Source organism: Blastocatellia bacterium, from assembly GCA_016713405.1.
GTDB lineage: Bacteria > Acidobacteriota > Blastocatellia > Chloracidobacteriales > JADJPF01 > JADJPF01.
The window spans coordinates 451,314-475,947 of record JADJPF010000022.1 but is presented as its reverse complement, the minus strand read 5'-3'; the positions used below and the strand labels follow the sequence as shown (position 1 = coordinate 475,947).

The 24,634-nt window shown below is 34.6% G+C and carries 20 protein-coding genes and 1 pseudogene; 8 read left to right on the top strand and 13 right to left on the bottom strand.

Going from position 1 to position 24,634, the window contains the following annotated elements:
- Positions 1-182 precede the first annotated feature (182 nt).
- The 3 genes from IPK14_23515 to IPK14_23505 all read right to left on the bottom strand — a co-directional run bounded on the left by IPK14_23515 (position 183) and on the right by IPK14_23505 (position 1,861).
- Positions 183-455, bottom strand: a complete 273-nt coding sequence (locus IPK14_23515; GenBank protein ID MBK7996238.1) for a hypothetical protein — start codon at positions 453-455, stop codon at positions 183-185.
- Between the two features lie 136 nt (positions 456-591).
- Positions 592-1,167: an RNA 2',3'-cyclic phosphodiesterase gene (gene thpR / locus IPK14_23510; protein MBK7996237.1), complete on the bottom strand. Its 576-nt coding sequence runs from the start codon at positions 1,165-1,167 to the stop codon at positions 592-594.
- A 46-nt stretch (positions 1,168-1,213) separates the two neighbouring features.
- Positions 1,214-1,861, bottom strand: coding sequence for a hypothetical protein (locus IPK14_23505; GenBank protein MBK7996236.1), 648 nt, complete (start codon positions 1,859-1,861; stop codon positions 1,214-1,216).
- Between the two features lie 226 nt (positions 1,862-2,087).
- Here IPK14_23505 and IPK14_23500 point away from each other — a divergent pair, with 226 nt between their 5' ends.
- Positions 2,088-2,624 (top strand): NADH-quinone oxidoreductase subunit I, encoded by a 537-nt coding sequence (locus IPK14_23500; protein MBK7996235.1) that lies wholly within the window; start codon positions 2,088-2,090, stop codon positions 2,622-2,624.
- Positions 2,625-2,677: 53 nt separating this feature from the next.
- Positions 2,678-3,196: an NADH-quinone oxidoreductase subunit I gene (locus IPK14_23495; protein MBK7996234.1), complete on the top strand. Its 519-nt coding sequence runs from the start codon at positions 2,678-2,680 to the stop codon at positions 3,194-3,196.
- 68 nt (positions 3,197-3,264) lie between these two features.
- Here IPK14_23495 and IPK14_23490 read toward each other — a convergent pair whose 3' ends face one another.
- The 7 genes from IPK14_23490 to IPK14_23460 all read right to left on the bottom strand — a co-directional run bounded on the left by IPK14_23490 (position 3,265) and on the right by IPK14_23460 (position 15,575).
- Positions 3,265-3,954, bottom strand: a complete 690-nt coding sequence (locus IPK14_23490) for a YceH family protein (protein ID MBK7996233.1) — start codon at positions 3,952-3,954, stop codon at positions 3,265-3,267.
- A gap of 22 nt (positions 3,955-3,976) precedes the next feature.
- Positions 3,977-5,149: a hypothetical protein gene (locus IPK14_23485; GenBank protein MBK7996232.1), complete on the bottom strand. Its 1,173-nt coding sequence runs from the start codon at positions 5,147-5,149 to the stop codon at positions 3,977-3,979.
- Between the two features lie 140 nt (positions 5,150-5,289).
- Complete coding sequence (locus IPK14_23480; GenBank protein MBK7996231.1) at positions 5,290-8,091, bottom strand: IPT/TIG domain-containing protein; 2,802 nt, start codon at positions 8,089-8,091, stop codon at positions 5,290-5,292.
- Positions 8,092-8,238: 147 nt separating this feature from the next.
- Entirely contained in the window at positions 8,239-9,615 is a 1,377-nt protein-coding gene (locus IPK14_23475) for a PEGA domain-containing protein (protein MBK7996230.1), read from the bottom strand.
- Positions 9,616-9,618: 3 nt separating this feature from the next.
- Positions 9,619-11,946, bottom strand: coding sequence for an SUMF1/EgtB/PvdO family nonheme iron enzyme (locus IPK14_23470; GenBank protein ID MBK7996229.1), 2,328 nt, complete (start codon positions 11,944-11,946; stop codon positions 9,619-9,621).
- A gap of 115 nt (positions 11,947-12,061) precedes the next feature.
- Complete coding sequence (locus IPK14_23465) at positions 12,062-15,109, bottom strand: TonB-dependent receptor (GenBank protein ID MBK7996228.1); 3,048 nt, start codon at positions 15,107-15,109, stop codon at positions 12,062-12,064.
- 16 nt (positions 15,110-15,125) lie between these two features.
- A complete protein-coding gene (locus tag IPK14_23460; protein ID MBK7996227.1) occupies positions 15,126-15,575 on the bottom strand; it encodes a carboxypeptidase regulatory-like domain-containing protein in 450 nt (149 codons plus the stop codon).
- Positions 15,576-15,684: 109 nt separating this feature from the next.
- On the opposite strand from IPK14_23460, the gene IPK14_23455 reads away from it, so the two are divergent.
- From IPK14_23455 to IPK14_23440, 4 genes are read left to right on the top strand one after another with little or no spacing between them, the layout of a single operon-like run.
- Positions 15,685-16,227 carry a hypothetical protein gene (locus tag IPK14_23455; GenBank protein MBK7996226.1) on the top strand — a complete coding sequence of 181 codons (543 nt, stop codon included), beginning with the start codon at positions 15,685-15,687 and terminating at the stop codon, positions 16,225-16,227.
- Positions 16,228-16,261: 34 nt separating this feature from the next.
- Entirely contained in the window at positions 16,262-16,915 is a 654-nt protein-coding gene (locus tag IPK14_23450; GenBank protein MBK7996225.1) for an RNA recognition motif domain-containing protein, read from the top strand.
- A 24-nt stretch (positions 16,916-16,939) separates the two neighbouring features.
- The gene (locus IPK14_23445; GenBank protein ID MBK7996224.1) at positions 16,940-17,194 is read left to right on the top strand and encodes a galactosyldiacylglycerol synthase; all 255 of its coding nucleotides are present in this window, start codon (positions 16,940-16,942) and stop codon (positions 17,192-17,194) included.
- A gap of 17 nt (positions 17,195-17,211) precedes the next feature.
- Positions 17,212-18,063, top strand: coding sequence for a tetratricopeptide repeat protein (locus tag IPK14_23440; protein MBK7996223.1), 852 nt, complete (start codon positions 17,212-17,214; stop codon positions 18,061-18,063).
- Here the strand turns inward: IPK14_23440 and IPK14_23435 are convergent.
- The gene (locus IPK14_23435; protein MBK7996222.1) at positions 18,060-20,138 is read right to left on the bottom strand and encodes a leucine-rich repeat domain-containing protein; all 2,079 of its coding nucleotides are present in this window, start codon (positions 20,136-20,138) and stop codon (positions 18,060-18,062) included. The two genes, IPK14_23440 and IPK14_23435, sit on opposite strands and share 4 nt — an antisense overlap.
- A gap of 278 nt (positions 20,139-20,416) precedes the next feature.
- Here IPK14_23435 and IPK14_23430 point away from each other — a divergent pair.
- Positions 20,417-21,482, top strand: a pseudogene (locus tag IPK14_23430) (class I fructose-bisphosphate aldolase).
- Positions 21,483-21,576: 94 nt separating this feature from the next.
- Positions 21,577-23,565: a fructose-bisphosphatase class III gene (locus tag IPK14_23425; GenBank protein MBK7996221.1), complete on the top strand. Its 1,989-nt coding sequence runs from the start codon at positions 21,577-21,579 to the stop codon at positions 23,563-23,565.
- Positions 23,566-23,650: 85 nt separating this feature from the next.
- Here the strand turns inward: IPK14_23425 and IPK14_23420 are convergent, their stop codons facing one another.
- Entirely contained in the window at positions 23,651-24,196 is a 546-nt protein-coding gene (locus IPK14_23420; protein MBK7996220.1) for a hypothetical protein, read from the bottom strand.
- Positions 24,160-24,591, bottom strand: coding sequence for a hypothetical protein (locus IPK14_23415; protein MBK7996219.1), 432 nt, complete (start codon positions 24,589-24,591; stop codon positions 24,160-24,162). Before IPK14_23415 ends, IPK14_23420 begins: the two co-directional genes overlap by 37 nt.
- Between the last annotated feature and the right edge of the window lie 43 nt (positions 24,592-24,634).

Genomic DNA, 24,634 nt, shown 5'->3' with positions numbered 1-24,634 from the left:
GCATTACACTCCGCCAATCCCTAGTCCCCGATTCGCAATTATTTTAATGTCAATTCCTATGCCAAAGATTTTATTTCTCCCTAGTCTAAGAAAATAAAGTAGTTATTTTTATTATTATTAAATGCTAATTCTAAAATTTTGACCGTTTATGGGACAACACCGTCCCAAATAATTACAAATAACTAAACTCTGTTAGCTCTTTTAAGTACAAGTCTTGGCCCAACCCAACCGCCATTAAAAAAATACTCTGTTTCTGATGCCGAATAAGTCTTAACTTTCCCTACATCAGGTGTAAAAGTTAAGTTTGTAGCTTTTTTCCAATCAATAGAAGTAGGGTAGTTTTTCGCGCTATAATCAAACCAAACTTGGCCGCTATTATCCCAATCTAGCGTTCCTCTCCCAGTTATTGACTTGCCTTGTTTAATATCAACTGTCATTGTTCCTGATAACGCCATATAAATTCCTCCTGTTTATAACTTACTTATTTAAGTAAGTAAATAAAGTTTTCAGTCTACATAAATCTTTACTGAGTAAAGCGAAATAGCTTTAATAAAGACGACATTGGCTATAAGAGGAATTTTTTACAGCTAATTAATTTTCTTTAAGTAATTTTATAGTTGCTAGTCTAGTGTAAAGTGATCCACCTGCTCTTAAATCGCTACGCATAACAATAAGTTCTGAAACATCAAAATTTATTGGATCAAATTTCATTGTTGATAATTTCTCAGCTAGTTCCTGTGCATTACCTTCTTTAACTCGCCCTAGGGTAAGGTGTGGCGAAAATGGATAATCTGATCTACCAAAACCTGCTTTGACTAATTCTTGTTCTATATGCTTTTGCAATGATAATAAACTTTTGCTTGTGTCATTAATGCCAATCCAAAACACTCTAGGCCGTTTTGTATTTGGAAAAGTTCCTAGTCCAGATGCAGTAATGGCAAAGCTATTTGTATTTTGGCTAGCTTGTTCAACACAAGATTTAATAGTAGAAACTTGATCTTTAGTAACGTCTCCTAAAAATCTTAGAGTCAAATGTAAATTACTAGCTTTAACCCAGCTAATTTTTGCTTTACTTTGTTTTTTTAGTTCTTCTGTTACTTTTTCTAATTGTGTTTTTAAGTTGTTTGGCAGTTCAATACAAATAAAAGTGCGTATCATCTCATTCATAAAATATTTTTCCTAAGTTTATTAAATTAATTATTTTAATTATTTTTCAATTTGGTTTTTCAGGAATATCTAAATATTTTTCAATTTGACTTTTTAGATATTTGGCAATTTTTTTAGTAATGATATTTGGTAATATTTCAATAACATTATTATTTATTAAAACTGCTTGTAGTTGATAATCATCCAAAGAATTTTTCTTGTAGAAAAGGTGTTTAATAAGATTAACTTTTACCTCTTTATTGATACCCATAGGAAACGGGCCTTCCAAAACATCTATTTTATCTTTGTCTACTTTTATTACTCTAGTATTTAGAACAGTTGCTAGTAGCGCGTAGCCCATCATTAAGGCTAATACTCCTCCAACCCAGTAAAAACCAAAATAAATAATTGCGCTAATAACTAATAAGAATACTGATAATCCTAAGACTGTATCTTTATCAAAAGTGCTATAAGATATAGTTATTCCATTATTATTTACTTCTAAAGTAACTTCTTTAGGTTTAGATATTTTCTTAGTTTTAGTAAATATTTTTTCATTACTTTCTATTTTTGAGAGATTTATAGATGGATTTTCTCCAACAATTACAACAAAACAACGGGAGCAATAACCTGTTTCTGCATCAAATTGATCTGTTTGATGACAAATTTCACAACGTGTTGGCAAGGATTGAGAGATTATTTTTAATTTAGCCATAATTTTATAATTAATATTGCTTTAAGTAACTTTAAGTAACTATCTTTTAGATTTTACTATAATTTATTTACAAAACTAGCATTTTATCTATTTTATTCTAGTAGACTTTTCCAGCCAGACTAGCACTATTTTATGAAAAGTCTTACAATCCCAAAAATACCAAAAGCGAAAATTCCCTTATTTTTTTAAGGTTTTCTTATAACCCTTTAGTGGCTAGGTTTTAGCAATGAAAGAAAAGTTTAACTTAAAAAAGAAACTTTCCCGGCTCTTGATGTTAGATTTGCTCAAGGGGCTAGCCCTTACTTTTAAGTATAACTTCAAAGCTTTGACCCAAGCCCGCCAAGGTGGAAACCCCTCTAGCCCTATTTATACAGAATGTTATCCAGAAGAACGACCCAAAGTAGCCGAACGCTTTCGCGGCGCACCTCGTCTTAATCTTGACCCTGAAAGCGGGGAAACTCTTTGTATTGCTTGCAATCTTTGTGCTGTGGTTTGTCCAGAAAACTGTATTAATGTTGGTGCTACAAGTAGACTTTATACAGAAGATGGTAAACAAAAGAAAAAAAAGGTTTTAACTACTTTTGTTTATGATACTTCTCGTTGTATGTTTTGTGATTTATGTGTGGAAATTTGTCCCACAGATTGCATAGAATTAACTCAAGAGTTTGAGTTAGCAACTTACTCGCGTTCTGGTCTAGTTTGGGATCGTGAAATGCTGGAAAAGGGACGTGAAATAGTTCGCTATGGTAAAAAACATAACTAATCTGTTGATGCCGAGAGGCATTGATCAAAATTATTTTTGAGAGAGAAAAACTTATGTCATTAATTGGTGAAGTAGTCCAAACAGTCAAAGCCATTGCCCAAGGGCTTAAAGTCACACTTAGCTATATTCCTAAAGAAAAACTTACCAATCAATACCCTGATGAACCTATACAAGTGTATTCTGCTTATCGTGGGGAACATTACTTAAATGTAGATGAACATAATAAAGAACGCTGTGTAGCCTGTTTTCTATGTTCTGCTGCTTGTCCTGCTAATGCAATCTATATTGAAGCAGATGAAGACCTACGACCTTATGAAGAACGCATATCTAAAGAAGAACGTTTTGCCAAAGTTTATAACATTGATTACGGTAAATGTATTCTTTGCGGTTTTTGTGTAGAAGCCTGTCCAAAAGATGCTATCAAACACGGGCATAACTTTGAAATGGCTGTAACTAATTTTGCTGACTTAATTAAAAATAAAGAATATTTACTTAAGAACCGTGAAAGAGAAAGTCAATTGCCTGTAATTATTATTGATGAGCAAATGCGCTCAAAATATGTAGGAAAATAAATAGAAATAGCCCAAGTAAGCTAAAGCACTATTACTTGGGCTATTTTTATTTGCTTCTATCAGTATAATTACTCAAATTGCCGTCTAAACTCTTGAAATTGTTCGACTAATGCAGCAAGCTGCTGTTTTAGTTGTTTTACTTCATTCTCTAGCTTCCCTATTCTTTCATCAGTATCATTATCAATATTATTATTAATTATTTCTGTTGGTCTTACTGTAACTACTTCTTTTACAATAACTTCTTTTTGTTCTGCTACAACATCCCCGGCTAATAAATGGCTATAGCGTGATTCTTTTGTCCCTGGCTGACGTGCCAAACGTGCTACTAAAGCTTGGGGTTTACGGTCAATCAACCCTTGCAAAGTTAGTTCTACTTCTGAAAGGTCAGTAAATTCATATAATCGTCCGCTACGCCCTCGAATTTCACCTACGGTTTGTGTCCCTCGTAGCATTAACACGCCTAAAACAGCTATTTCCTGTACAGCCAGGTTAAAAAGGTCTTCCATATTATGGGCATATTTTGGCACACGCATTTCAGGCCCAGTAATTACCCTAGATAAACCTTTTTTCCGTAAACCATCAACTGCCTTTAATACAGTATCTTCATCATAAGACACAACTGGTTCACGGTTAGAAAGCTGATTACAAGCATTCATTAAAGCATTTAAGGTTAAAGGGTAATAATCTGGTGTAGAAAGCTGTTTTTCAATCAATGAGCCTAACACCCTAACTTCACTAGCACTTAAAGTAGCATCCACAAAATTTACCTCAACTATTAAACTATTCTTCCTCTTCGATTGCAGAAGTTTTACTCTTTTTTAACTGAAAAATAAAGGTGTTTGAAACAACTCCATCCACTGTTACAGTGATTAAGTTATCCTCTTTCTTTTCAAGGTTAAGTTTCTTTATATTTCCTTTTAATGAAAGAGTGTTTTCTGTTCTACCTACAACAGTATTATTCTGCTCAATACCATTAATGCTTATTACTGAATTACCTACGCCAAAATTCATTCCTGAAATAGTTAAGTTAGGCTTTTTATAGTTAACAGCCGTAATTGCAGGCACAGGTTTTGGAGCAATAATTGGCCCTTTGATTGCTCGTATTGAGCTATTGCCAATGTCGGCAATATATAAATTTCCTTGGCTATCTAAGGCTAGTCCGCTTGGAAGTGTTAGTCCAGCATTAGTTGCCGCGCCTTCATCACCGCCAATATCAGCCCTACCTTTTCCAGCAATAGTGCGAATCCTATTAGTTTTAGCTTCAACTACTCTTACACGACTGCTAGCCGTATCTGAAAGAAAAATATTGCCATCTTTATCCACCAGCACACCTAAAGGTTTACCAAGGCTAACTTGTGTAGCTAGTATGCCTTCATCCTTGCTTGTTCCACCACCTACAACAGTAGTTATAATGCCGGTTGTAGCATCAATTCGGCGAATACGGTCATTACCTGTATCAGCAACAAATAAATTTCCATTTGTATCAACAGCAATCGCGCTTGGACGGCCAAATCTAGCATTTATAGCTTGTCCTCCATCGCCACTAAACCCAAGTTCACCTGTACCAGCAATTACTTTAATTACACCAGTTGCCACATCTATACGTTTAATGCGTCCGCCAGAATTATCATCTCTACGTCTATCTACATCTAGTTCAAGCAAAAATACATTACCATTTTTATCTATAGCAATACTTACAACAGGGTCAAGCATTGCGTCTTTTGCTAAAACTCCATCAGAAGGGTTATTGCCACCACCAGCAAAAGTAAAGATTGTACCTAGTCCGCTAGCAGGTTGGACTAAGCGGATTCGGCTATCTCCAAGTCCTACAAGTCGATCCGTACCAGCATCAGCTATAAAAAGTCTAATGTTATCAGTAGCTACTGAAGTTGGAGCAAATAAAGTAGCTAAATTTGCCGCATCGTTATCCCCAAGTGAGCGACCATCAAACACAACTCCACCTGCAACCGTAGAAATTTTTCCATCAAATGAAGTTACTTCGCGGACACGACGATTGCCTAAATCAGCAATAAAAATATTATCTTGAGAATCAATGGCTAAGGATAAAGCAACATTCAGGCTAGCATTTGTAGCTAAATCATCATCTCTAAGTCCGCCATCCCTCCACCAGCTAATGTAATAATTGAACTATTTTTAGCACCTGTTCTTGAGTCAATTCTTAGCTGAAATCCTCGGACACGATTTTTTCCAATTATGGCTTTATTTGGATCATTATCTAAAATAACTAAATTGCTATCACCTACAACAGCAACAGCACGAGGAAAGATACGTACATCTAAAGCAGGGCCAGAATCTACATCCCTAGTAGCGGTTCTTCCCCCAGCTAATGTAATAATAATGTTTGATGAGAGGCTAACACCTCTAACCGAAAAATTAGCCTCATCAGAAATTACCAAATCTCCACTAGCAGCAACATCAACTGCAATAGGTCTCATAGCAGATTGTGTAGCAGGAATGTTGTCTTCCATTCGACAATCACGCGGGTTAGGAGAACCACAACCAGCAATAGTGCTAATCATTGCCTTATTTATATCTAATGGAGCAATTAGCCTAACCCGACCATTGCCATTATCAGCAATTAAAAGACCTTGACGGCCAAAAGCTAAATCTGTTGGATTGTTTAGAGCAGCCATTTTAGCTAGTCCGCCATCGCCCTTAAAACCTTGTTCGCCACTTCCAACAAAAGTAATCATTTTTTTGTTGGAATTAATAAAAACCCTAATTCGGTTATTAACCGCATCAGCAATAAAAATATCTCCTGTTGGAGTTAAAGCTAATGCTACAGGGTCAATAGTTGCTTTTAGAGCATCAATTCCCTCTTGAGGCTCTGTTTTAGCATCAATTTTTCTTTTGCCACTACCAATAATTGTGTCAATGTCACCTGTAATTGCATCTATTTTGCGCACCCTACTATTAGCACGATCTGCAACATAAATATTTCCAAGTAAATCAATTGCCAGTCCAGCAGGTTTATTTAAGCTAGCAACAATGGCTGGGCCTTTATCCCCATTAAAATCAGGTGCGCCATTGCCAGCAATTGTAGTAATCATACCTGAACGAGTATTAATTTTGCGGATCCGGTTGTTATTTTCATCTGAAACATAAATATTTCCTTGCCCATCCACTGCTACACCTGACGGAGAAAACAAAAGTCCTGCTCGTGCCAGTCCTCCATCGCCAATAAAAGGAATCCCACCAGCAATTGTAGTAATTTGACCTGCAACCAACTCTGAAAGTGGTTTAGCAACAATAGTAAATTGCTTTTGTGCCATTCCTCCACGAGTTTGCAGAGTAAGAGTTCTTTTTCCTGGAGTTTTTTGAGGAGGGACAATTAACCGAATTGTTGTTGCGTCAACAACCTCCAGCATATCAACTTCATTATCACCAATAAAAATGCGACTTTCAGGGCCAAAGTTTTCACCTCTTAAAATAACTTCTGCACCACCAGATAAAACATCCTGATTTTGACTCATTGAACTTATGGTTGGTGCGCCGATAGTGACAATCTTAAAAGCCTCATCATTATTAATTGCAGCAGCATCAGAAACAAAAACTTGTGTTCCGCGAACATTTACGCTCGTTGGTTGAGCAAAGCTAGCTGCCCCTGGTTGAGCTAAAGAAAATCTTTGCCTACCTTTTTTGGTTGGAACAATTACATCTACCCCATCTTGATCAGTAACATAAATTGTCCCAAATAAATCTTGAGTAACCGAAATAGGCTTATTAAAAACAAAAGGTTGGTTATTTGTGGATTGCTCGCTCAAATCTTCACTAGCTGACATTCGAGAAAAAGTTTTTGCACCAGGTGTAACGGCTCCAAGTGTGATTACAACACCATCCCGGCTTACTTGTCGGATTACATTATTGCCACTATCTACAACATTAAGCAATGTTCCATCAGGGCTAAGACTAATGCTAGTGGGTGAGTTAAATAAAGCGTCTCGTTTTGATCCATCACTTTGACCTGAGCGACCTGGTTGGCCTGCGACTAGATGAATTTTTGTCTTACTAAAATCTACATAATAAATTGCATGGTTATCTGTATCAGCAACAAAAATATTGCCACCCGTATCAATTGCAACACCTTGTGGGCCACTTAATGCAATGTCGGTTGAAGCAACAAAAGATGTTTCATCACTGCTAGTTAATGCAGCAGCAAGACCTGGTGTACCTGTACCAAGCATTGTTTCTACTTTGTTATCAAAACTAATTCTTCTAATTGAATGATTTAGCGTATCTGCAACATAAATTCCATTTCTAGATCTATCATCAACCGATATTCCTATAGGCCCGGCAAATTGTGCTTGTTTTCTCTCGCCATCGCTTTTTCCTTTTACACCAGTTCCAGCATAAATAATTGCAGGTTGTTGAATATCTTCTACCTTAAAAATTTGATTTTTTATTGGGTCAGCTAAATAAATTGCTCCTGTAACATCCTGGTCTGATTGTCCTAAAACCTTAGCCCCTTTTGCCTTACCTACTTGAGTCACAATTGCAAAAGTTGAACTAGTTTCGCTGCCTCGACGAACTGTAAGCGTTGCATAACCTTGTTTTTTTCCCATAATCAAGCCTTGAGCCGGATCAACTACAGAAACAACATCAGGACTCCCTGAAGTAATGGTAAATCCTGTTACAGGTTGGTTATTGCCGTCAACTATGCGTAAATTAAGCATATTACCTTGGTTTACCACCGGATTTGCTTTTCCATTTGGTGCCAAAATCTTTATGTTGCTGCTTTGTAATGGTGCTATAAATAAATGTTTAATAGCTCTAGGCTTAATATTATTTCCTGATAAATAAGCTGTAGGTATAGGTATTAATGCTACTAGCAACAAGGTGATTAATGCTACTCGAAACCAAGTTAATTTACTCATAGCAAAACTCCTTAGATTAACAAACATAACTTCTTTATTAAATTTTACAATTTTAATAGTTATCAGACTAACGTATTTTTCATTAAATTATTTTAGAGACACTACCAGCACTTTGGAGATCTAAAATAGTTAAAAAGTCGGAAATTTTTATCTAATAGCCTTAGCATCTGTAGGCAAGCTAATTACAAAAGCATTTACTAAAAAATCTTGCCCATCTAAGAGCGCGAAACCTGCCCCACCAATAGGAAAAGTATTGTTAGGGTCTTTGAATAAACTTAAGGAATATTCTTCCCCAATATTACTAGGTGTGATCCAATGTTGGATAACATTATCAACAATCTGAATACGGATGCGGTAATCGTCCCCTGGCTTTAATTCTATAGGTAATGGTAAAGCAGGGTCGCCAGGTGTTAAAACCCCATCACGGCAAATATAGACAGAAAATTGATTAGCTAAATTGCTATCAGTGCTACCTAAGCAAAACAGATAGTAATTTTTCTTGTCTCTTGCCCTAACAACCCAGGCTGCACCACCTGTTTTATTTAATCTAAGCCCAAAAGAAATATTGCAATCTCGATAACGCTTATTTTTTGGCAGTCCTACACCGCTTTCACCTTGGACATAGAGCAATCCTTTATCTGTTTTCCAACTTTGTGGAGCATCCCAAAAAGTTAATCCACTTAAAAATGTATCGCTAAAAGCTGCACTTGTTGGAAGTGGTGTTAAATCTAAGTTTAGCTCTACATCTTTATCTATTGAAGTTGTAATCTTTTCCTCTTTAGCCTCATAGTCTTCTAATTCTATTCTAACTTTATAATTTTGTTCGGGTTGTAGGTCGCTAATTTTTAGACTACCTGTTAGCGGGATTTTACCCTGTGGTTCATCATTAAGATAAAGCCTAGCTCCAGCTAAAGATTTAACCAACAAATTTACAGGCACGCGACTTAATGACACAGCTAAAATGCTTTCCTGCTCAACATTTGCTGCTACTTCATTACTAAAAGGTAAATAACCTGTTCGTCTAACTTTTACTTGATGTTGACCCGGAGTTGTTTTTAGACGAATACTTTTATTTTCTCTATCAATGACTAAATTTTCTTTGGCTATTAACTTGTCATCAAGTTCAATTTCTAGGTCTTGGCTAAATTCTGTTAGGGTCAATAAAATCAACGCAAATGTAGGCTTTAACTTAGCGTTTAATACCTGTGCCTCACCTGCAATTACTTTAATTTGCTGGTGAAATTCTTCATATTCTGGATGTTTTATTACTACTGTATAAAGACTTGGTTTTAAGTTAGATTTAGCTAATTCCCCAGTTTTATCTGTTGCTCCAAGTTTTTTATTATTTAGGTAAACTATTGATTCTGCTGGATCAGTAACAATAGTTAATGCTCCAAGTGTTGGACGCGCTGGAGTAGTTTTACTTTCAACTTTTGTAATTTCTCTTTGTGCAAAAACTGAACAAGAAAATAGAAAAATACTCAGTAAACTAATTAAAATATTTTTTGTATTTTGACTAACCATATTTTATTTAACGCTCACTGCTAGACGAAAACCTATATTAGAGTCTTTTTTTGTAGGTTCATACCAAAATCTAGTGCTAGCGCGAAGGTCTGCCGCAGCAGCATTAAAAGAGCCTCCTCGAACTACTTTACAAGCAAGATCTTTGTTTGTCGCCTTGTAGTTACTTTTAGGATAAGGTTTGAAGTCTGAGCTAGTCCATTCTGCTACGTTACCTGCCATAGCAAATATTCCTAATGGGCTAAGATCTGTAGTGTTATTAGGTGCAAGATCTACTGAAGATGGGCTTGTAACTGTTTCTTTTGGTTTTGCTCCATTTACTAGCGAAGGATCCCAATTATCACCCCAAGGAAAAAACCGTTCATCTTCACCCCTCGCAGCATATTCCCATTCTTGCTCACTTGGCAGACGAAATTCTAAATTTTCCTCTTTAGAACGCCATTCACAATAAGCTTGTGCATCTTCCCAACTAATAAAAGTTACTGGAAGTTTATCTGTACCTATTGGAAAACTATTTCTTGCTTTGTCCCAATTGATAGGTAATTCTCGTTTAGTAGCACGCACAAATTTTTCATATTCAGCATTAGTAATTTCATACTTACTTAAGTAATAATCTGCTAATCTTACAGAGTAAGCAGGCTTTTCAAATTCTCCTATTTTACAGTTAGGAATATTTTTACAATCGCTGCGATCACTTCCTATAGTTACTTGAGTAGCTTTAATTAAAACAAAATCCTTTAAGTTTGGGTTAGCTGTTGGTGTTGGACTAGTTGCAGGCGTGTTTATTGTATCTATTTTGTTAGTGTTTGGTGTTGGCTGATTGTCCAGCATTTTCCAAACTCCTACTATAACGATCACTAATACTAAACTTATTGGAATTAAATATTTTACAAGTGTTGATTTTTCTTGCTGTTTTTCTTCTGAAATTTGTGGAGATGATGAAATTTTTTGCTCTATTTGTTGTTCAATAGGTCGCCCAACAGGACGTGTAGCCGTTGCTTGATGGCTACGTGTTGCAACATCATAGGTTTTAGATTTGTTATCTATTTGAATTTGCTGGCTTTCTTGGCCTTCTACAATTGGTAAAATAGCAGTTTCTATAGTCTCCTCAACATTTATTTCATTTGTTTTTCCTATTTTTGATGAAGCATTAATTTTATTTTCGTCCGTTAGAGAAGACTTTTCGACTGCTTGACAAAAAGCTTGCTCAAATTCTTTTGCTGTTTGAAACCTATCTTTAGGGTTTTTCTCTAAAGTTTTCATCACAACTTCAACAATTGCCATTGGTATTTCTGGGACTAATTCATTTAATGGCTTAGGAGTATCTCGAACATGCTTAAATAGCATACTTAAGGTATTTTCCGCTTCAAAAGGCAATCTTCCAGAAATTAACTCATAAACAATTATTCCAAAAGCATAAAGATCTGAACGTCCATCAAGTTTCATCCCTTGACATTGTTCGGGCGACATATAATGTGGTGTTCCAAGTAATGCCCCTGTAGTAGTAAGTCTACCTTCGTTTAACGTACTACCACTAATTTTAGCAATACCAAAATCTAGCACTTTGACTATTTCTTGGTCTTCTTGGGTATGAAAAAAAATATTATCTGGCTTTAAGTCTCGATGAACAATGCCTTTACGGTGCATTACTTCTAAAACGCTACAAACTTGTTTTACTAAAACAATCAGTTCTGCAAAAGGCAACCGTTTACGCTTTGCTAGTCGCTTACGTAAAGATTCCCCTGCTAAATATTCCATCACTAAATAACAAATATTTTCTTCTACCCCAAAATCAAAAACTTTTACAGCATTTGGATGGTCAATTGATGCTGTAGCGCGTGCTTCCCGCTTAAAACGTTCAATAGCTTCTTCGTCATCATCGGCTACAAAATTACTATTTAGCACTTTAATTGCAACTTGATTCGCTAAACTTGTATGGTTAGCTATGTAAACTTGTCCCATACCACCAGAGCCGATTATTTTAACTATTTGGTACTTGCCTTGAAAAATTCTGCCTATTGGGACTATTTCGCGGATTTTACGACCTTTTTTTATTTCTTCATTATCCGAGCTAGTAATAGCTTGTGCTAAGGAAATTCTCTCGGCAATATCTCTTAATGTCTGGTCTTGATCTGTCGTCCCTCTAGCTTCGTTGTCTTCTGCTGTAAGACGACCTGTAGGAGTTTCATCAAAAACATCTATTTTGCGTGTTGGAGATTTTTTATTCTCACTATTTGCAGACTCAGAAGAAGCGGCTAAGTCTTCAGGCGCAACTTTGCGGGTAGGTACTTTTTCCTTTTCTTTTTTTCCTGAGTCTGGCAATGAGGACTGCATAAATATCCCTAAATATAACTTTTAATTATTTTGACTTCTAAGATGCACAAAAAGTAGTAGCATTTTACCACCTAACCAAAAAATTAGAAGTAAACATTTAACCTTAACCCAAATCTTAGAATGAATAACGCACGGCTATTTGTAATATTCTTGCTGGCAAGGACGTTGCAACCGATGAGCCAAAACTTGGTGCTTCTAAAACTCTTACAGGAATAGCAAAATGTGTTCGATTAAATAAATTAAAGGCTTCTAACCGGAGTTTTAAGCTAGTTTCTTTGATTGCAATCGTTTTTTGGACGGCTAAATCTACACTTCCAACTCCAGCAGCACGAAAAGTGTTACGTCCAACTGCTCCATTTTGAGGGTTAGTTGTAATAAAGCGTGCAAGTAGGCTAGTTGGTACAGTGTTTGGAGCAAGTTTTATTCGATTGCGACCATTTTCAGACAAAATTAAGCCCTGCAAAGTGTTAAGCCGGTCGGTTCGGTTGCCATCTTGGTTGATATCTAGGCTAGTTATTACGGTAAATGGTTGTCCAGTTTGTAGAGTAATAATTCCTGATAACTCAATATTTGACAATAATTTAATAGTGCTAGGAACTTGATAAACCCCTGCTAAAGTAAAACGATGACGAGTATCAAAGCTAGCGTTGCCGCGTTCGGCCTTAAATCCTTCATGACGGACTATTTCATCTTGAGCAAAGACAGAAGTGCCTGCAATATCAAATAGATCCGAGACATCATCAATTGCATGTGAATAGGTATAAGCAGCCTGAAATCCAACACTATCACTAAAACGACGCATAAAAGATGCTTGTAGTGAGTGATAATTAGAAGTGGCTGAGTTATCAAACATAGTAATTGCACCTAGCCCGACTGTTGGACGTTGGCTATTTCTTAGTAAAGATAGCAAACTGCTAGTTGCACCTGCTCTAAGTAGAGCTAAAGGAACAAACTGCCCACCATTAGGAGCGCGAAAACGTAATAATTTGCTTCCATTTGTCCCAACATATGAAAGACTTGCAACATATTTATCAGCAAAATTACGCTCTAAGGACACAGAATATTGATTAACATAGGGTGTGCGAAGGTTTTTAGCTGGTAAAGTAAAGGCTAATGCAAAAATGCTATTTGTTCCAAACAAAGCACCTAGCACAGAACCTACTTGAGAATTGCTAGCATTTAGCGTGTTTATAGTATTTGGAGCAATTAAAAATTGCCTTGGCTGATTAGGCAAAGTAAAAGTAAAAAATGCTGGATTAGTTGCTAAGTTACTGGTAGAAAACTGGGTTATGCCTAAATTTACAGGTACAAAACTTGGAAAAAGATTCCGAGATTGACTAACAATATTACCTAAGATTTGATCATAAAATAGCCCATAACCAGCCCTTAAAGCCGTCCGACCATCGCCGGTTAAGTCCCAAGCAATACCAACTCGAGGAGCAAAATTGTTTTTATCTACTTGATAAATCTTATTTCTGCCATCAAAAGCCTGGTTTTGAGCATTAAAAGCTAGCAAAAAACCTGCTTGAGCAAATCCATTAGCAAATCCAAAGGGTAAATTATTTGGATCTTGTCTTAATGCTTGCTCAATTCGCCCTGTTGCATCGGTTGGAACGCTATTAAGCTCATAACGAAGACCATAATTTAAGTTTATTCGCTTGTTTAGTTGAAAATTATCTTGGATAAAAAAGCTTGTTTCTGTAAAACGTAGCGCAATTGTTGAATCTGGAGTCACGGCTAGCGTTTGGAAGACATCAGACGGCGCACCTATAGCCGCAAAATCTGCTCCAGATTGTGAAAAAAGCGTAGCTCGGTTGATGTCTAACAAAACATTAGAATTAAAAGTTAGTTGTGCGCGGTAGCCTCGGTCTAAAAAGCTATTAAGTTGTACTCGTCGCAGATCTATCCCAAATTTAACCGTATGTTTACTAAAAGAAATTATAAAAGTATCAGCAAACTGAAAGGTATTATTAGCCCGTCCTTGAGGAAAAGTTAATGTATCAACCCCTATTGGGCTAAAAGGAGATATGTTTAGCCGTCCAAGTGGGCCACTTCGACCATCATCTTTTCCATCACCATTAACATCAGGAAATGTTGGTGAGGTCTGAAAAATAAATGGACTACCCGCAACTTCATTAAAACTAAGCGATGTACGACCATAGGAAAAGCGAAGTTGATTTGCTGTAAGTTGGCTTATTTCTGTATTAAGTGTAATTGCTAAATTCTGAGTTCTAACCAAAGCATCTAGGCTTGAATTTAGACTTTCCGCTATAGCAGGAATACGACTATCATCATCAGTAAAATTATAGCGTAAGGTTAGAGTATTATTTTTGCCTAATAAATTTAATTGGTCATCAAGTCTAAGTGAAAAAACCGTCCCATCTCCGTTAGCAGGAGTAATTTTAGAAAAAGTATTTGCTCCATAAGCACCACCAACATTATTAGGTAGCGGATAAAGTGCTAGAGCATCACGTCCTAAAGGGCTAACCATCCCCAAAAATCGTTGTGCAAAGCTAAAAGCTTGGTTACGCTCGTTTAAGGTTGGGACAGCAAAATTTAGCAACTTATTTTGATTCAAATCCTGATGTTCAAAAGCAGCAAAAAAAGCTAGCCGGTTTTTTATTAGCGGAAAACCAAAATTTCCTCCAAATTGGTTGCGAGTAAAAGCATTTTTCTTCTGATCAGGATTATTTGTTAAAGCGGCTATATTTATATCAAAAAAATCACGAGCATTAAGGGCTGAATCAGTAAAAAAGTTATAAAACTCACCATGAAAATTAGCTTTTCCTGTCCGAGAAACCACATTCACTTGTCCGCCAGTGTTGCGACCTGCTTCAGTATCAGCAAGCAAGGTAGTAATTTGAAATTCTGTAATACTTTCAATAGTTTGTGGAATGCTGCTAGTAAATCCTTGGCGACGAATGCCAACATCTTGATCATTATTATCTGACCCATCAATAGTAAAATTATTATTTCTAGCTCTTTGACCATTAACAGAAAATTGCCCTGTTGTACCAACACCTGAGCCAATGCTGGGGCCGGTGTTCCCAATGCTTTGAGGTGCTAGTAAAACCCCTGGGACTAGAAAAGCAAAGCTATCAAAACTTCTAATTCCTGCAATTGGAAGTGATGTAAGAAGTTCTGTTGTCGCACTACCACGCAAAGTAGCGTCAGCAATGTTAGCTTGAAGGAATATATTTTGAGGTAAATTTGTAGGATGGTGTATTTGTGACAGTTGGAGAAACTAGAGGGACTAGAACAATTGGAGGTGGTTTAATGATTTTTTCCCGATTAACTTCGACTAGGAATTTTGAAAGCATATTTGGCTGATAGCCATCGGCTTGAGCCGTAATGTCATAAGTACCTGCGGGTAAAAAGTCTATGCGATAAGTTCCATCTAAACTAGTTCGCCGACCAAAGCTAAAACCATTATTTACATTAATTACCTTTACTAAAACCCCGCTAATTGGTTGTAATTTTTCATCAATTACAGTTCCAACCAAAGTTCCTGTAGTAGTTTGAATAGCTCTTTTGTGTTTTAAGATCAAAAGCTTTTTTGGCGTTGCGTTAGTTTGTGTTGGCAACAAAGCCAAAATTAGCAAAGGCAAAAATATTTTGTTAATTTGCATTTTGTATAATTTAAGATAATAAAAGCTTAAGTAACTATTGATAATGCTAAAAAATTTTATGGTATGATAGCAATATTTCCAATCTGTTTTATTAAGTAGTGGGTAAAGAATGATAAAAACTAATGGAGTTTATCGTGCAAACGGAGAATGTTTGCGATTTTATGAAGATAACACCGTAATATCTGTTAATTCTTCTATAGACCAAATTAATTTAAGTAAATGGTTTGGAAGAAGTCCTGTTGGTTGGTCACAAGGTATTGGGAAATATTCTATAACAGATGATGTAATAAGTATTTCTTTATCATATAGATCAAATATAACTGAGTTCACTTGTAAAATAAAAAGAGAGGGTCGTCATCTAAGAAGAAGAATTAATAGCAAACAGTCTTTTACTTATTCCTTTGATGAACTAGAAGATTTAGACAAAATTAATCTTGAAATGCTAAATATAAACCCACAAGACTATAATTTTGATGAGGCAGACAAAGCAATTTATGAGGATGAAAAAGAATGGATAAAATTTGCAATAATAAAAAATTATCATTGTAAAGAATGCAAAAAATTAATTTGGTCAGAAGATAAGGATCCTTATTTTCTTTATGATGTTTGTTATAAATGCAATCAGGAATACATTAGAAATAATCCTTGGTAATTTAGTTTATTTTTAATTGTTAGTGTAAAAATTGATGACAGAACCAAAAAAAATCTTAACTATGGAAAACTTGCCTCTAGGGATGACTTCATCTGAGCTAAGAGAGATGTTAAAGCCTTTAGGACAAGTAAGTTGGGCGTATGTTAAAGCTCCTGAAGATGGTAGACTTAATCAAACCGCTTATTTAGAAATGGCTACAGAAAAAGAGGCTAGTAAAGTAATAGTTAAGTGGAATGGAGGAGAGCTTAATAAACATGTTTTACGTGTTAAATATGTCGCAGCAGATTTTGACCTCTCTAAAATGAGCGATTCTTGGCGACAAAGCCGACCTCCTAAAAAGATAAGTACAAGTGCAGTAAAAGAACTTATTGAAAATGAAGAAACTTTAGATAATTCAACCAAAGAAGTAACAGAAAATAGTTTTGGTACAGCTAGTAAAACTAAAGCTTATACTATGAATGATTTAATAGAGCTTAAACCGAAAATAGCCCTTAGTTCTAAATATGATAGAGATGCTCAAGACTATAGCTCAAATCCACCATTAACTCTTGAAAAAAGTGTCGAAAACCCAAAAGAAAATCACCCGTCCAACTCTAGCAATCCATTTTTTTGGTTTATGGTTATATTTTCAATATTAGCAATTACAGGCTTATCTTTTATAATTTACTTTTTTTGGCACAAATTATAAGTATTTTAGAGGTAAAACGATTTTATGATAAAAGTTTATAATGCTGAAAATGGGGACTTTATAGGCAAAATTAATGAAGAACAACATGAACTTTTAATAGATAAATTAGAAGAAGAAAATAGTAAAAATGATACTTACTATATAGATGGTAATACTATAGACTATTTAACAGACACCGGAGCAGATGAAGATTTACTTGAGTTGCTAAAAACAGGTTTAGCCGAAGATGAAGGTATACAGCTTTATATTGAAGATGAAGATTCCTCTATTGCTAAGTAATTCAAAAACAATCATTTATGAATAGCGAAGAATATTATAATTTAGGAAAAAAATTTTTTGAGCAAAAAGATTATCAACAAGCTGTTAATTATTTTGAGCAAATAATTAATCTTGATAAAACAAAATATTCACAAGACATTATAATTTTAACTGCATATAAAAACTTAGGTAATGATTTTTATGATCGTGGTTACTATGATAAAGCTTTAGAAAACTATAATAAAGCTATTGAACTTAATCCAGATTATGCACTTGCTTATAACAATAGAGGGATTATTTATTATTCTGAAGAAAGATTAGGAAAAGCTATCGCTAACTTCAACAAAGCATTGGTGTTAGATCCAAATTTTACAATGGCTTATAACAATAAAGCCCTAGCCTATCATAAAAGAAAATGGTTTAAGGCCGCAGTTAAACTTTATTCTAAAGCCATTGATTTAGATCCAAACTATGCAACAGCTTATTTTAATCGCGGTATAACCTATCATAAAAAGAAATTTTTTGATTTAGCTATAAAAGATTATTCTAAAGCTATTGAACTAAAATCAAATTACTTATTAGCTCATTTTAATCGTGCTTTAGTCTATACAACAATTTTGGAGATAGATAAAGCAATAGCTGATTATTCTAAGGAAATAGAAATAAACCCAATATCTACTATATCTTACCACAACCGCGCCGCTCTTTATTCTGATAGGGGCCAATTTAGAGAAGCACTTCAGGATTTTAATAAAGTGATAGAAATTGACCCTAAAAATGCTATGGCTTATTACAATCGCTCCATAGTTTATAAAAGAGCAGGACAAATTGATTTAGCTAATCAAGATCTTGATATTGCTAAAAGATTAGACCCAAAGCAATATACTTAAAGATGAATAGTTAAGTTTTTGCGAAAGCCTGTAACACTGTTTAAGTTATTATTATATAGCAATATTTCTTCTAAATTAGGTAAATCACCTAGCTCTTCTGGAATGCTACTTAATTTATTATCATTTAATTCTAGTAGTTTCAGTTTCGTTAATTGACCTAGTTCTGGTGGAACTTTGGTAAGCTGATTGTTCCACAAATAAAGTTTTTCTAAATTAGCTAAATTTCCTATTTCTGCTGGAATTGAAGTTAACTGATTTAACCCAAGACCTAATGATTTTAGACTAATTAAATTTCCTAGTTCCACTGGAATAGTTACTAATTGATTTCCTCTTAAGTGTAATTCCTCTAAGTTTTCCATTTTGCCAATTTCTTTTGGCAAACCTTGAAGCTTATTATCTGTTAAGTTTAAACTTTTTATTTTCTGTAAGTTAGCTATTGTTGAAGGAAGATTGGTAAGCTGATTATTCCACAAAAAAAGCTTTTTCAAATTAACTAAATTTCCTATTTCTTCAGGTAAGTAGCTTATTTGATTAAATTGTAATTCCAATAGTTCTAAATTAACTAAATTTCCTATCTCTTTTGGTAATTCTAATATTTGGTTTTCCCATAAATATAGCTCTTTTAAGTTAGTTAGATTGCCTATTTCTTTAGGGATACTAGTTAATTTATTTTTGCCTAATCCAAGAGACTTTAAGCCTGATATTTTAGTAACTTCTACGGGAATATCACTAAGCAAATTTTCTCTACAATGAAGTTTTTCTAAATTTGCCATTTTCCCCATTTCTTTAGGAAGGCTAGTAACTTGATTATTAGTAATATTTAGCTCTTTTAACTCACTTAATTTACTTATTTCTTTGGGTAAACTCTCTAGCTTATTGTTCCATAATGAAAGAGTCTTTAATTTTGTTAATTTACCAATCGATTCTGGCAGACTCTCTAGGACACCATCTTGTATTTCTAAGACTTCTAAATTTACTAAATTAGCAATTTCTTCTGGAACTTCTGAAATTTTATTTTCCCAAAGATATAGTTTTTTTAAGTGTGTTAATTGAAAAACTACTTTAGGGATTTCTAATAGCTGATTATGTCCTAGCCCTAACTCCTCTAAACTATTCAATTTAAATAAGTTAGTTGGTAAGTCAGAAATCTTGTTATGTTTTAGATGGAGTTCTTTTAAGTTTGTTAAGTTTAAGAAATTTGGCAAATTATCTATTGAATTAGTGCCTACATCCAAAATAGTCAAGTTACTAAGATTATCTATTTCTTTAGGTAATTGTTTAAGTTTGTTACCATAAAGATATAATTCTTTTAGTTTTGTTAGTTTTCCAATGCTATTTGGTATTTTGGTTATTTGGTTATCGGATAGGTATAAAACTTCTAAATTTTTTAATTCTCCTATTTCATCAACAACATCTTTTAACTTATTTTCCCAAAGATATAATTTTTTTAAGTTAGGTAGTTTCTCCCAAATTATATCTAAAGACTTAATATAATTTTGTTCTAAATCCAATATTTCTAAGTTTTTTGCTTTAATAATAAATTTAGGTATTTTATTAAGAACATTGTTGCCTAAATCTATTCTTCTTAAACTCCACAAATTACATAGGTTAGCGGGTAAATCTTTTAAGTAATTACTATTTAGGTTTAAGTATGCAAGCTTAGACCACTTAGCAAACTCTATAGATTTACCATTAAACTTACTAGGAATTTTGCTAATTTCTGTATCATATAATTTTAATCTTCTTAAGCTAATAATATTAACTAACTCTACAGGAAATTCATTTAATGGATTTTTTGATAAATTTAAGTCTTGTAAGTTTTTTAGTTGGCTAAGTGCTGAAGGTACAGTAGTTATTTGGTTTTTTTCTAAATTTAAGTATCTTAATTTAGTTAGTTTAGAAATTTCATTAGGAATACTAGTAAGATTATTTAAGCTAAGGTTTAGAAATTCCAAGTTAGTTAATTCAAATAGTTCTTTTGGTAAAACATTTAACTTTTTACCTCTAAGATTTAGTTTTCTAGCTTTAGTTTCTTTTGCTTCATTAATTAGCTCTTGTGCTGTTTTACTTGTCATAAGTAATTAAGTTAAATCCTTTCTGAAGGGTAAAAAATTAAACTAAAATATGCAAAAAATAATAAAAATAAATGTCAAATATACTAACTTATAACTTGTAAAGTTGTAAGAAAAAATTTTAAGTTGTGCTGAAAATTTAGCTCAGAAAACTTCCCTACCTGCCTTCAGTTTTTTTTTGACTAAGTGATAGAATGATGCCCATTTTAGAAACCATCCATAATTTATCAAAGCAACCCGTTTAGTATTGCGCGGTTAGCAAAATAGAAAGGCAAATATTTATGATAGAAACTATTGAGCAATATCTTGGAGATGACGCAAAAATTTATTAGAACATGAGTCTAAAGGCATTCCTAAAGAATCCCTACATTTACCTGGCCCAGATTTTGTTGATCGTATTTTTATACAAACTGACCGTTCTCCCCAAGTGCTACGTAGTCTGCAAGCACTATTTGGAACTGGCAGACTAGCCAATACTGGCTATATGTCTATTTTACCCGTAGATCAAGGAATTGAGCATTCCGCAGGATCTTCATTTGCTCCAAACCCAATATATTTTGATGGAGAAAATATTGTAAAACTAGCTATTGAAGGTGGCTGCAACGCGGTTGCTTCTACTTATGGGGTACTTGGTTCTTGCGCTCGTAAATATGCTCATAAAATTCCATTTATTGTTAAGATTAATCATAATGAATTTTTGACTTACCCAAATAAATTTGACCAAATAATGTTTGGTTCTATTGAACAAGCTTGGAATATGGGTGCTGTTGCTGTTGGTGCTACCATTTATTTTGGTTCAGCAGAATCTAGCCGACAAATCGTAGATGTTAGCAAAGCTTTCCATCGCGCACATGAGCTAGGTATGGCAACAATTCTTTGGTGTTATTTACGTAATAATGCTTTTAAGATTGGCTCTACTGACTATCACGTAGCCGCAGACTTAACCGGCCAAGCTAATCATCTTGGTGTTACTATTGAAGCTGATATTATTAAACAAAACTCCCAGAAAATAATGGTGGTTATAATGCTCTTTCTTCCAAAGAAAGTCCTTATGGTAAAACTAATAAAAAAATCTACTCAGAATTATCTACCGATCACCCAATAGATTTAACCCGTTACCAAGTAGCCAATTGTTATATGGGTCGTCAAGGTTTAATTAATTCTGGTGGTGCAAGTGGTGATAATGATTTTGCTGAAGCTGTTCGTACAGCAGTAATCAATAAACGTGCTGGTGGAATGGGTTTAATTTCTGGACGTAAAGCGTTCCAACGCCCTATGGATCAAGGAATTAAGTTGCTTAATACTATTCAAGATGTCTATCTTTGCAAAAATGTTACAGTTGCTTAATTAACAAAAAACATAGCCACAGAAATTTAACAAATATTTTTCTGTGGCTATATTTCTTTCTACTAGTTAGGAAAATTTGATAGGAGATAAATTTATGAGTACCACCAAAAGCCAAATTGATACTAAACCCTTGCCTCCTCTACCATTTACAGAAGAAACTTTGACCCAACTAAGATTTTTAAGCAAACTTTACCCAACAACTGATGACGCATTAGCACAAATTGCCCATCTTAAATCTGTTTTAACCTTGCCAAAAGGTACAATTCATATTGTTAGTGATGTACATGGTGAATTTAAGAAATTAAAACATATTATTAACAACGCTTCTGGCTCACTACGTCCATTAGTTGAAGAAACTTTTGGTGATCGTTTGAGCGAAGAAGAAAAATTAAATCTACTTAATTTAATTTATTATCCTAGAGAAACATTTGCTAATCTATCAACTGAACTTTCTAATAGACAAGCTAGAAGTGCGTTCCTTCGTCGTACTATCCGATTAGAGTTTGAGTTACTGCGCAAATTAGCTAGTGAATATAGTCAAAAAACTTTAGAAAAATTCTTTCCAGATCCTTATAAAATTCTTTTTAGAGAACTGCTTTTTGAACCCTTAATGAACCGCAAAGAAGAATATTTTAATGCTATTTTTGATGAACTAGTAAGACATAATAAGGATTTAGACGTATTAGGACTAGCAGCGCATGTTGTGCGTAATTTGTTAGTTTCAGAATTAATTGTAGCTGGTGATTTAGGTGATCGTGGCCCACGTATTGACCGAGTAATTGATTACATTATGCGCCAACCAACAGTCAATATCACTTGGGGAAATCATGATGTTTCTTGGATGGGAGCTTGTCTTGGGCAAGATGCTTGTATTGCAACTGTGATGAGGGTTTCGCTTCGTTATCGTCGTTTATCACAACTTGAAGAAGGCTATGGTATTCCTGCGGCACCACTAGAAAAACTGGCTCGAACCGTTTACGCCGATGATCCTGTAACTAGGTTTAATTGCAAAGGTGAAGGTTTAAGAGATCCTCAACTAATGGCTAGGATGCAAAAGGCTATCTCTATCATTCAATTTAAATTAGAAGGCCAAACAGTGCTGCGCAATCCTGAATATAAAATGGAGAATCGCAATCTTTTACATAGAATTAATCCTATAGAAAAAACAGTAGAAATTGAGGGAAAGACTTATCCACTGCTAGACGATCATTTCCCAACAATTGATTGGTCAGATCCTTATAAACTTTCTCCTGAAGAAGAAGCTTGTATAAATCGCTTGCGTCAGTCTTTCTTACTTAGTCCAATGCTTTGGAGACAAATGAGCTATGTAGCACAACATGGAGCAATGTATTTGCGCCGTGACCATAATTTAATTTTCCATGGCTGTGTTCCTGTTGATGAACAAGGCAATTTTTTAAGTATGTTTATTGATGGCAATAACTATGAAGGTAAAACACTGTTTGATGTGCTTAATATAGTAGTACAGCGGGCTTTTCGCAACAAAGCAGAAAAAGATGTAGATATGCTTTGGTATTTATGGACAGGCGAGCTTTCCCCAATGTTTGGAAAAGATAAAATGGCAACTTTTGAGACTTATTTTATAGCTGACAAAGCTACTCATAAAGAAACCAAAAATCCATACTTTAAGTTAATTCATACAAAAGACTTTTGTGAAAGAATCTTTACAGAATTTGGTATTTCTCCTTCAGAAGGATTAATTGTTAATGGTCATGTTCCTGTAAAACTTGAGCAAGGTGAAAGTCCCCTGAAAAAAAGCGGCAAAGCTATAACAATTGATGGTGCTTTTTCTGAAGCTTATGGAGACAAAGGTTATACACTTATTTTAGATGCTAACCGAACTTATCTTGCACAACACCATCATTTTGAATCAGTTACAGATGCAATTACACAGGGATCAGATATTATTCCTAAAATTGAAGATGTAAGAGTTTATGAAAATCCTCGTCGGGTAGGTGATACGGAAAAAGGCGAAGAAATTCGCCGAGAAATTGAAACCATAGAACAATTAATTAAAGCTTATAGGGAAAATGTTATAACTGAACAACAACCTATTAGAAATTAATAAAACCTCTAAACCAAAAATAGCTGTAACCTACTCATTAAAAAGTAATGTACAGCTATTTAGTTTTTATAATAATAAAAATTTCTTAAAACTTAAGCTCCCATAAAAGCATAGTTTTATCTGAACTACCAGAAACAAAATATTTGCAGTCAGGTGAAAAAGCAATACAAGAAATTGACATTCTATGTCCCATAAAGTGTTGATCTTGAAAATCTTTCTCACTCTCTAGCAACCAACGACGCACTATAATTTGAGGGCTATCGCCGCTTGTCCAATTGTCATAAGCTGCAAAAACATATTTTCCATCTGAAGAAATAGCAAAATTTTGTAACCACGTATTGTAAGCATTAAAACGACGTATTTCTTTTTGATCAGCAATATTATAAAGACGCACCATACCATCTTCGCTACCAGAAACTAAATGACTATCACCAAAAAACTTAAGATGTAAAACACGAGCTTTATTAGTATCAAAACTAGCTACTTTTTCACCTGTTTGGCTGTCCCAAACATGTATAGATTTACCTGTTGCTTCGGCAATTAATTTACCATTTTGGGAAAAACTAGCTGTTAAAATAGCTGTCATATGCTCAGCTAAACAAAAAACTTCTTTTTGCTTTCTAAATTCCACAAACGCCCAATGCCTTCTTCACTACCAGTAAAAATTAGCTTTTTATCTGGGGAAATTGCTACAGCTTGAATAATACTTTCATCAGAAAAACTACTAATTTCTTTGCCCGTTTGCGCGTCCCAAACTTTAGCTGTGTGATCTAGGCTGCCAGTAACTACTAGCGCGTTATCTGTTGAAATAGCTACACATCTAACCCATTCTGTATGCCCTGATAATACTTTTAACTCTTGCCCATTAGCTATATTCCAAACTCGCGCTGTTTGATCATAACTTCCAGAAATTAACTGTTGCCCATCTGTTGAAAAACTTATCACATTGACATGATTAGTATGTCCTGCAAACTCCCTAATATAGGTAGTTTGAACAGATGTAGAGGCACTAGCCTCTTTACTCATAGATTTTTCCTCCTAAAACAAATTATGTGTGATAGTAAACCTT

Excerpts from the sequence above, each read along its gene's own strand:
- IPK14_23515 (MBK7996238.1), bottom strand. The coding sequence starts at position 455 with ATGGCGTTATCAGGAACAATGACAGTTGATATTAAACAAGGCAAGTCA.
- thpR (MBK7996237.1), bottom strand. The coding sequence starts at position 1,167 with ATGAATGAGATGATACGCACTTTTATTTGTATTGAACTGCCAAACAAC.
- IPK14_23505 (MBK7996236.1), bottom strand. The coding sequence starts at position 1,861 with ATGGCTAAATTAAAAATAATCTCTCAATCCTTGCCAACACGTTGTGAA.
- IPK14_23500 (MBK7996235.1), top strand. The coding sequence starts at position 2,088 with ATGAAAGAAAAGTTTAACTTAAAAAAGAAACTTTCCCGGCTCTTGATG.
- IPK14_23495 (MBK7996234.1), top strand. The coding sequence starts at position 2,678 with ATGTCATTAATTGGTGAAGTAGTCCAAACAGTCAAAGCCATTGCCCAA.
- IPK14_23480 (MBK7996231.1), bottom strand. The coding sequence starts at position 8,091 with ATGAGTAAATTAACTTGGTTTCGAGTAGCATTAATCACCTTGTTGCTA.
- IPK14_23475 (MBK7996230.1), bottom strand. The coding sequence starts at position 9,615 with ATGGTTAGTCAAAATACAAAAAATATTTTAATTAGTTTACTGAGTATT.
- IPK14_23470 (MBK7996229.1), bottom strand. The coding sequence starts at position 11,946 with ATGCAGTCCTCATTGCCAGACTCAGGAAAAAAAGAAAAGGAAAAAGTA.
- IPK14_23460 (MBK7996227.1), bottom strand. The coding sequence starts at position 15,575 with ATGCAAATTAACAAAATATTTTTGCCTTTGCTAATTTTGGCTTTGTTG.
- IPK14_23455 (MBK7996226.1), top strand. The coding sequence starts at position 15,685 with ATGATAAAAACTAATGGAGTTTATCGTGCAAACGGAGAATGTTTGCGA.
- IPK14_23450 (MBK7996225.1), top strand. The coding sequence starts at position 16,262 with ATGACAGAACCAAAAAAAATCTTAACTATGGAAAACTTGCCTCTAGGG.
- IPK14_23445 (MBK7996224.1), top strand. The coding sequence starts at position 16,940 with ATGATAAAAGTTTATAATGCTGAAAATGGGGACTTTATAGGCAAAATT.
- IPK14_23440 (MBK7996223.1), top strand. The coding sequence starts at position 17,212 with ATGAATAGCGAAGAATATTATAATTTAGGAAAAAAATTTTTTGAGCAA.
- IPK14_23435 (MBK7996222.1), bottom strand. The coding sequence starts at position 20,138 with ATGACAAGTAAAACAGCACAAGAGCTAATTAATGAAGCAAAAGAAACT.
- IPK14_23425 (MBK7996221.1), top strand. The coding sequence starts at position 21,577 with ATGAGTACCACCAAAAGCCAAATTGATACTAAACCCTTGCCTCCTCTA.
- IPK14_23415 (MBK7996219.1), bottom strand. The coding sequence starts at position 24,591 with ATGAGTAAAGAGGCTAGTGCCTCTACATCTGTTCAAACTACCTATATT.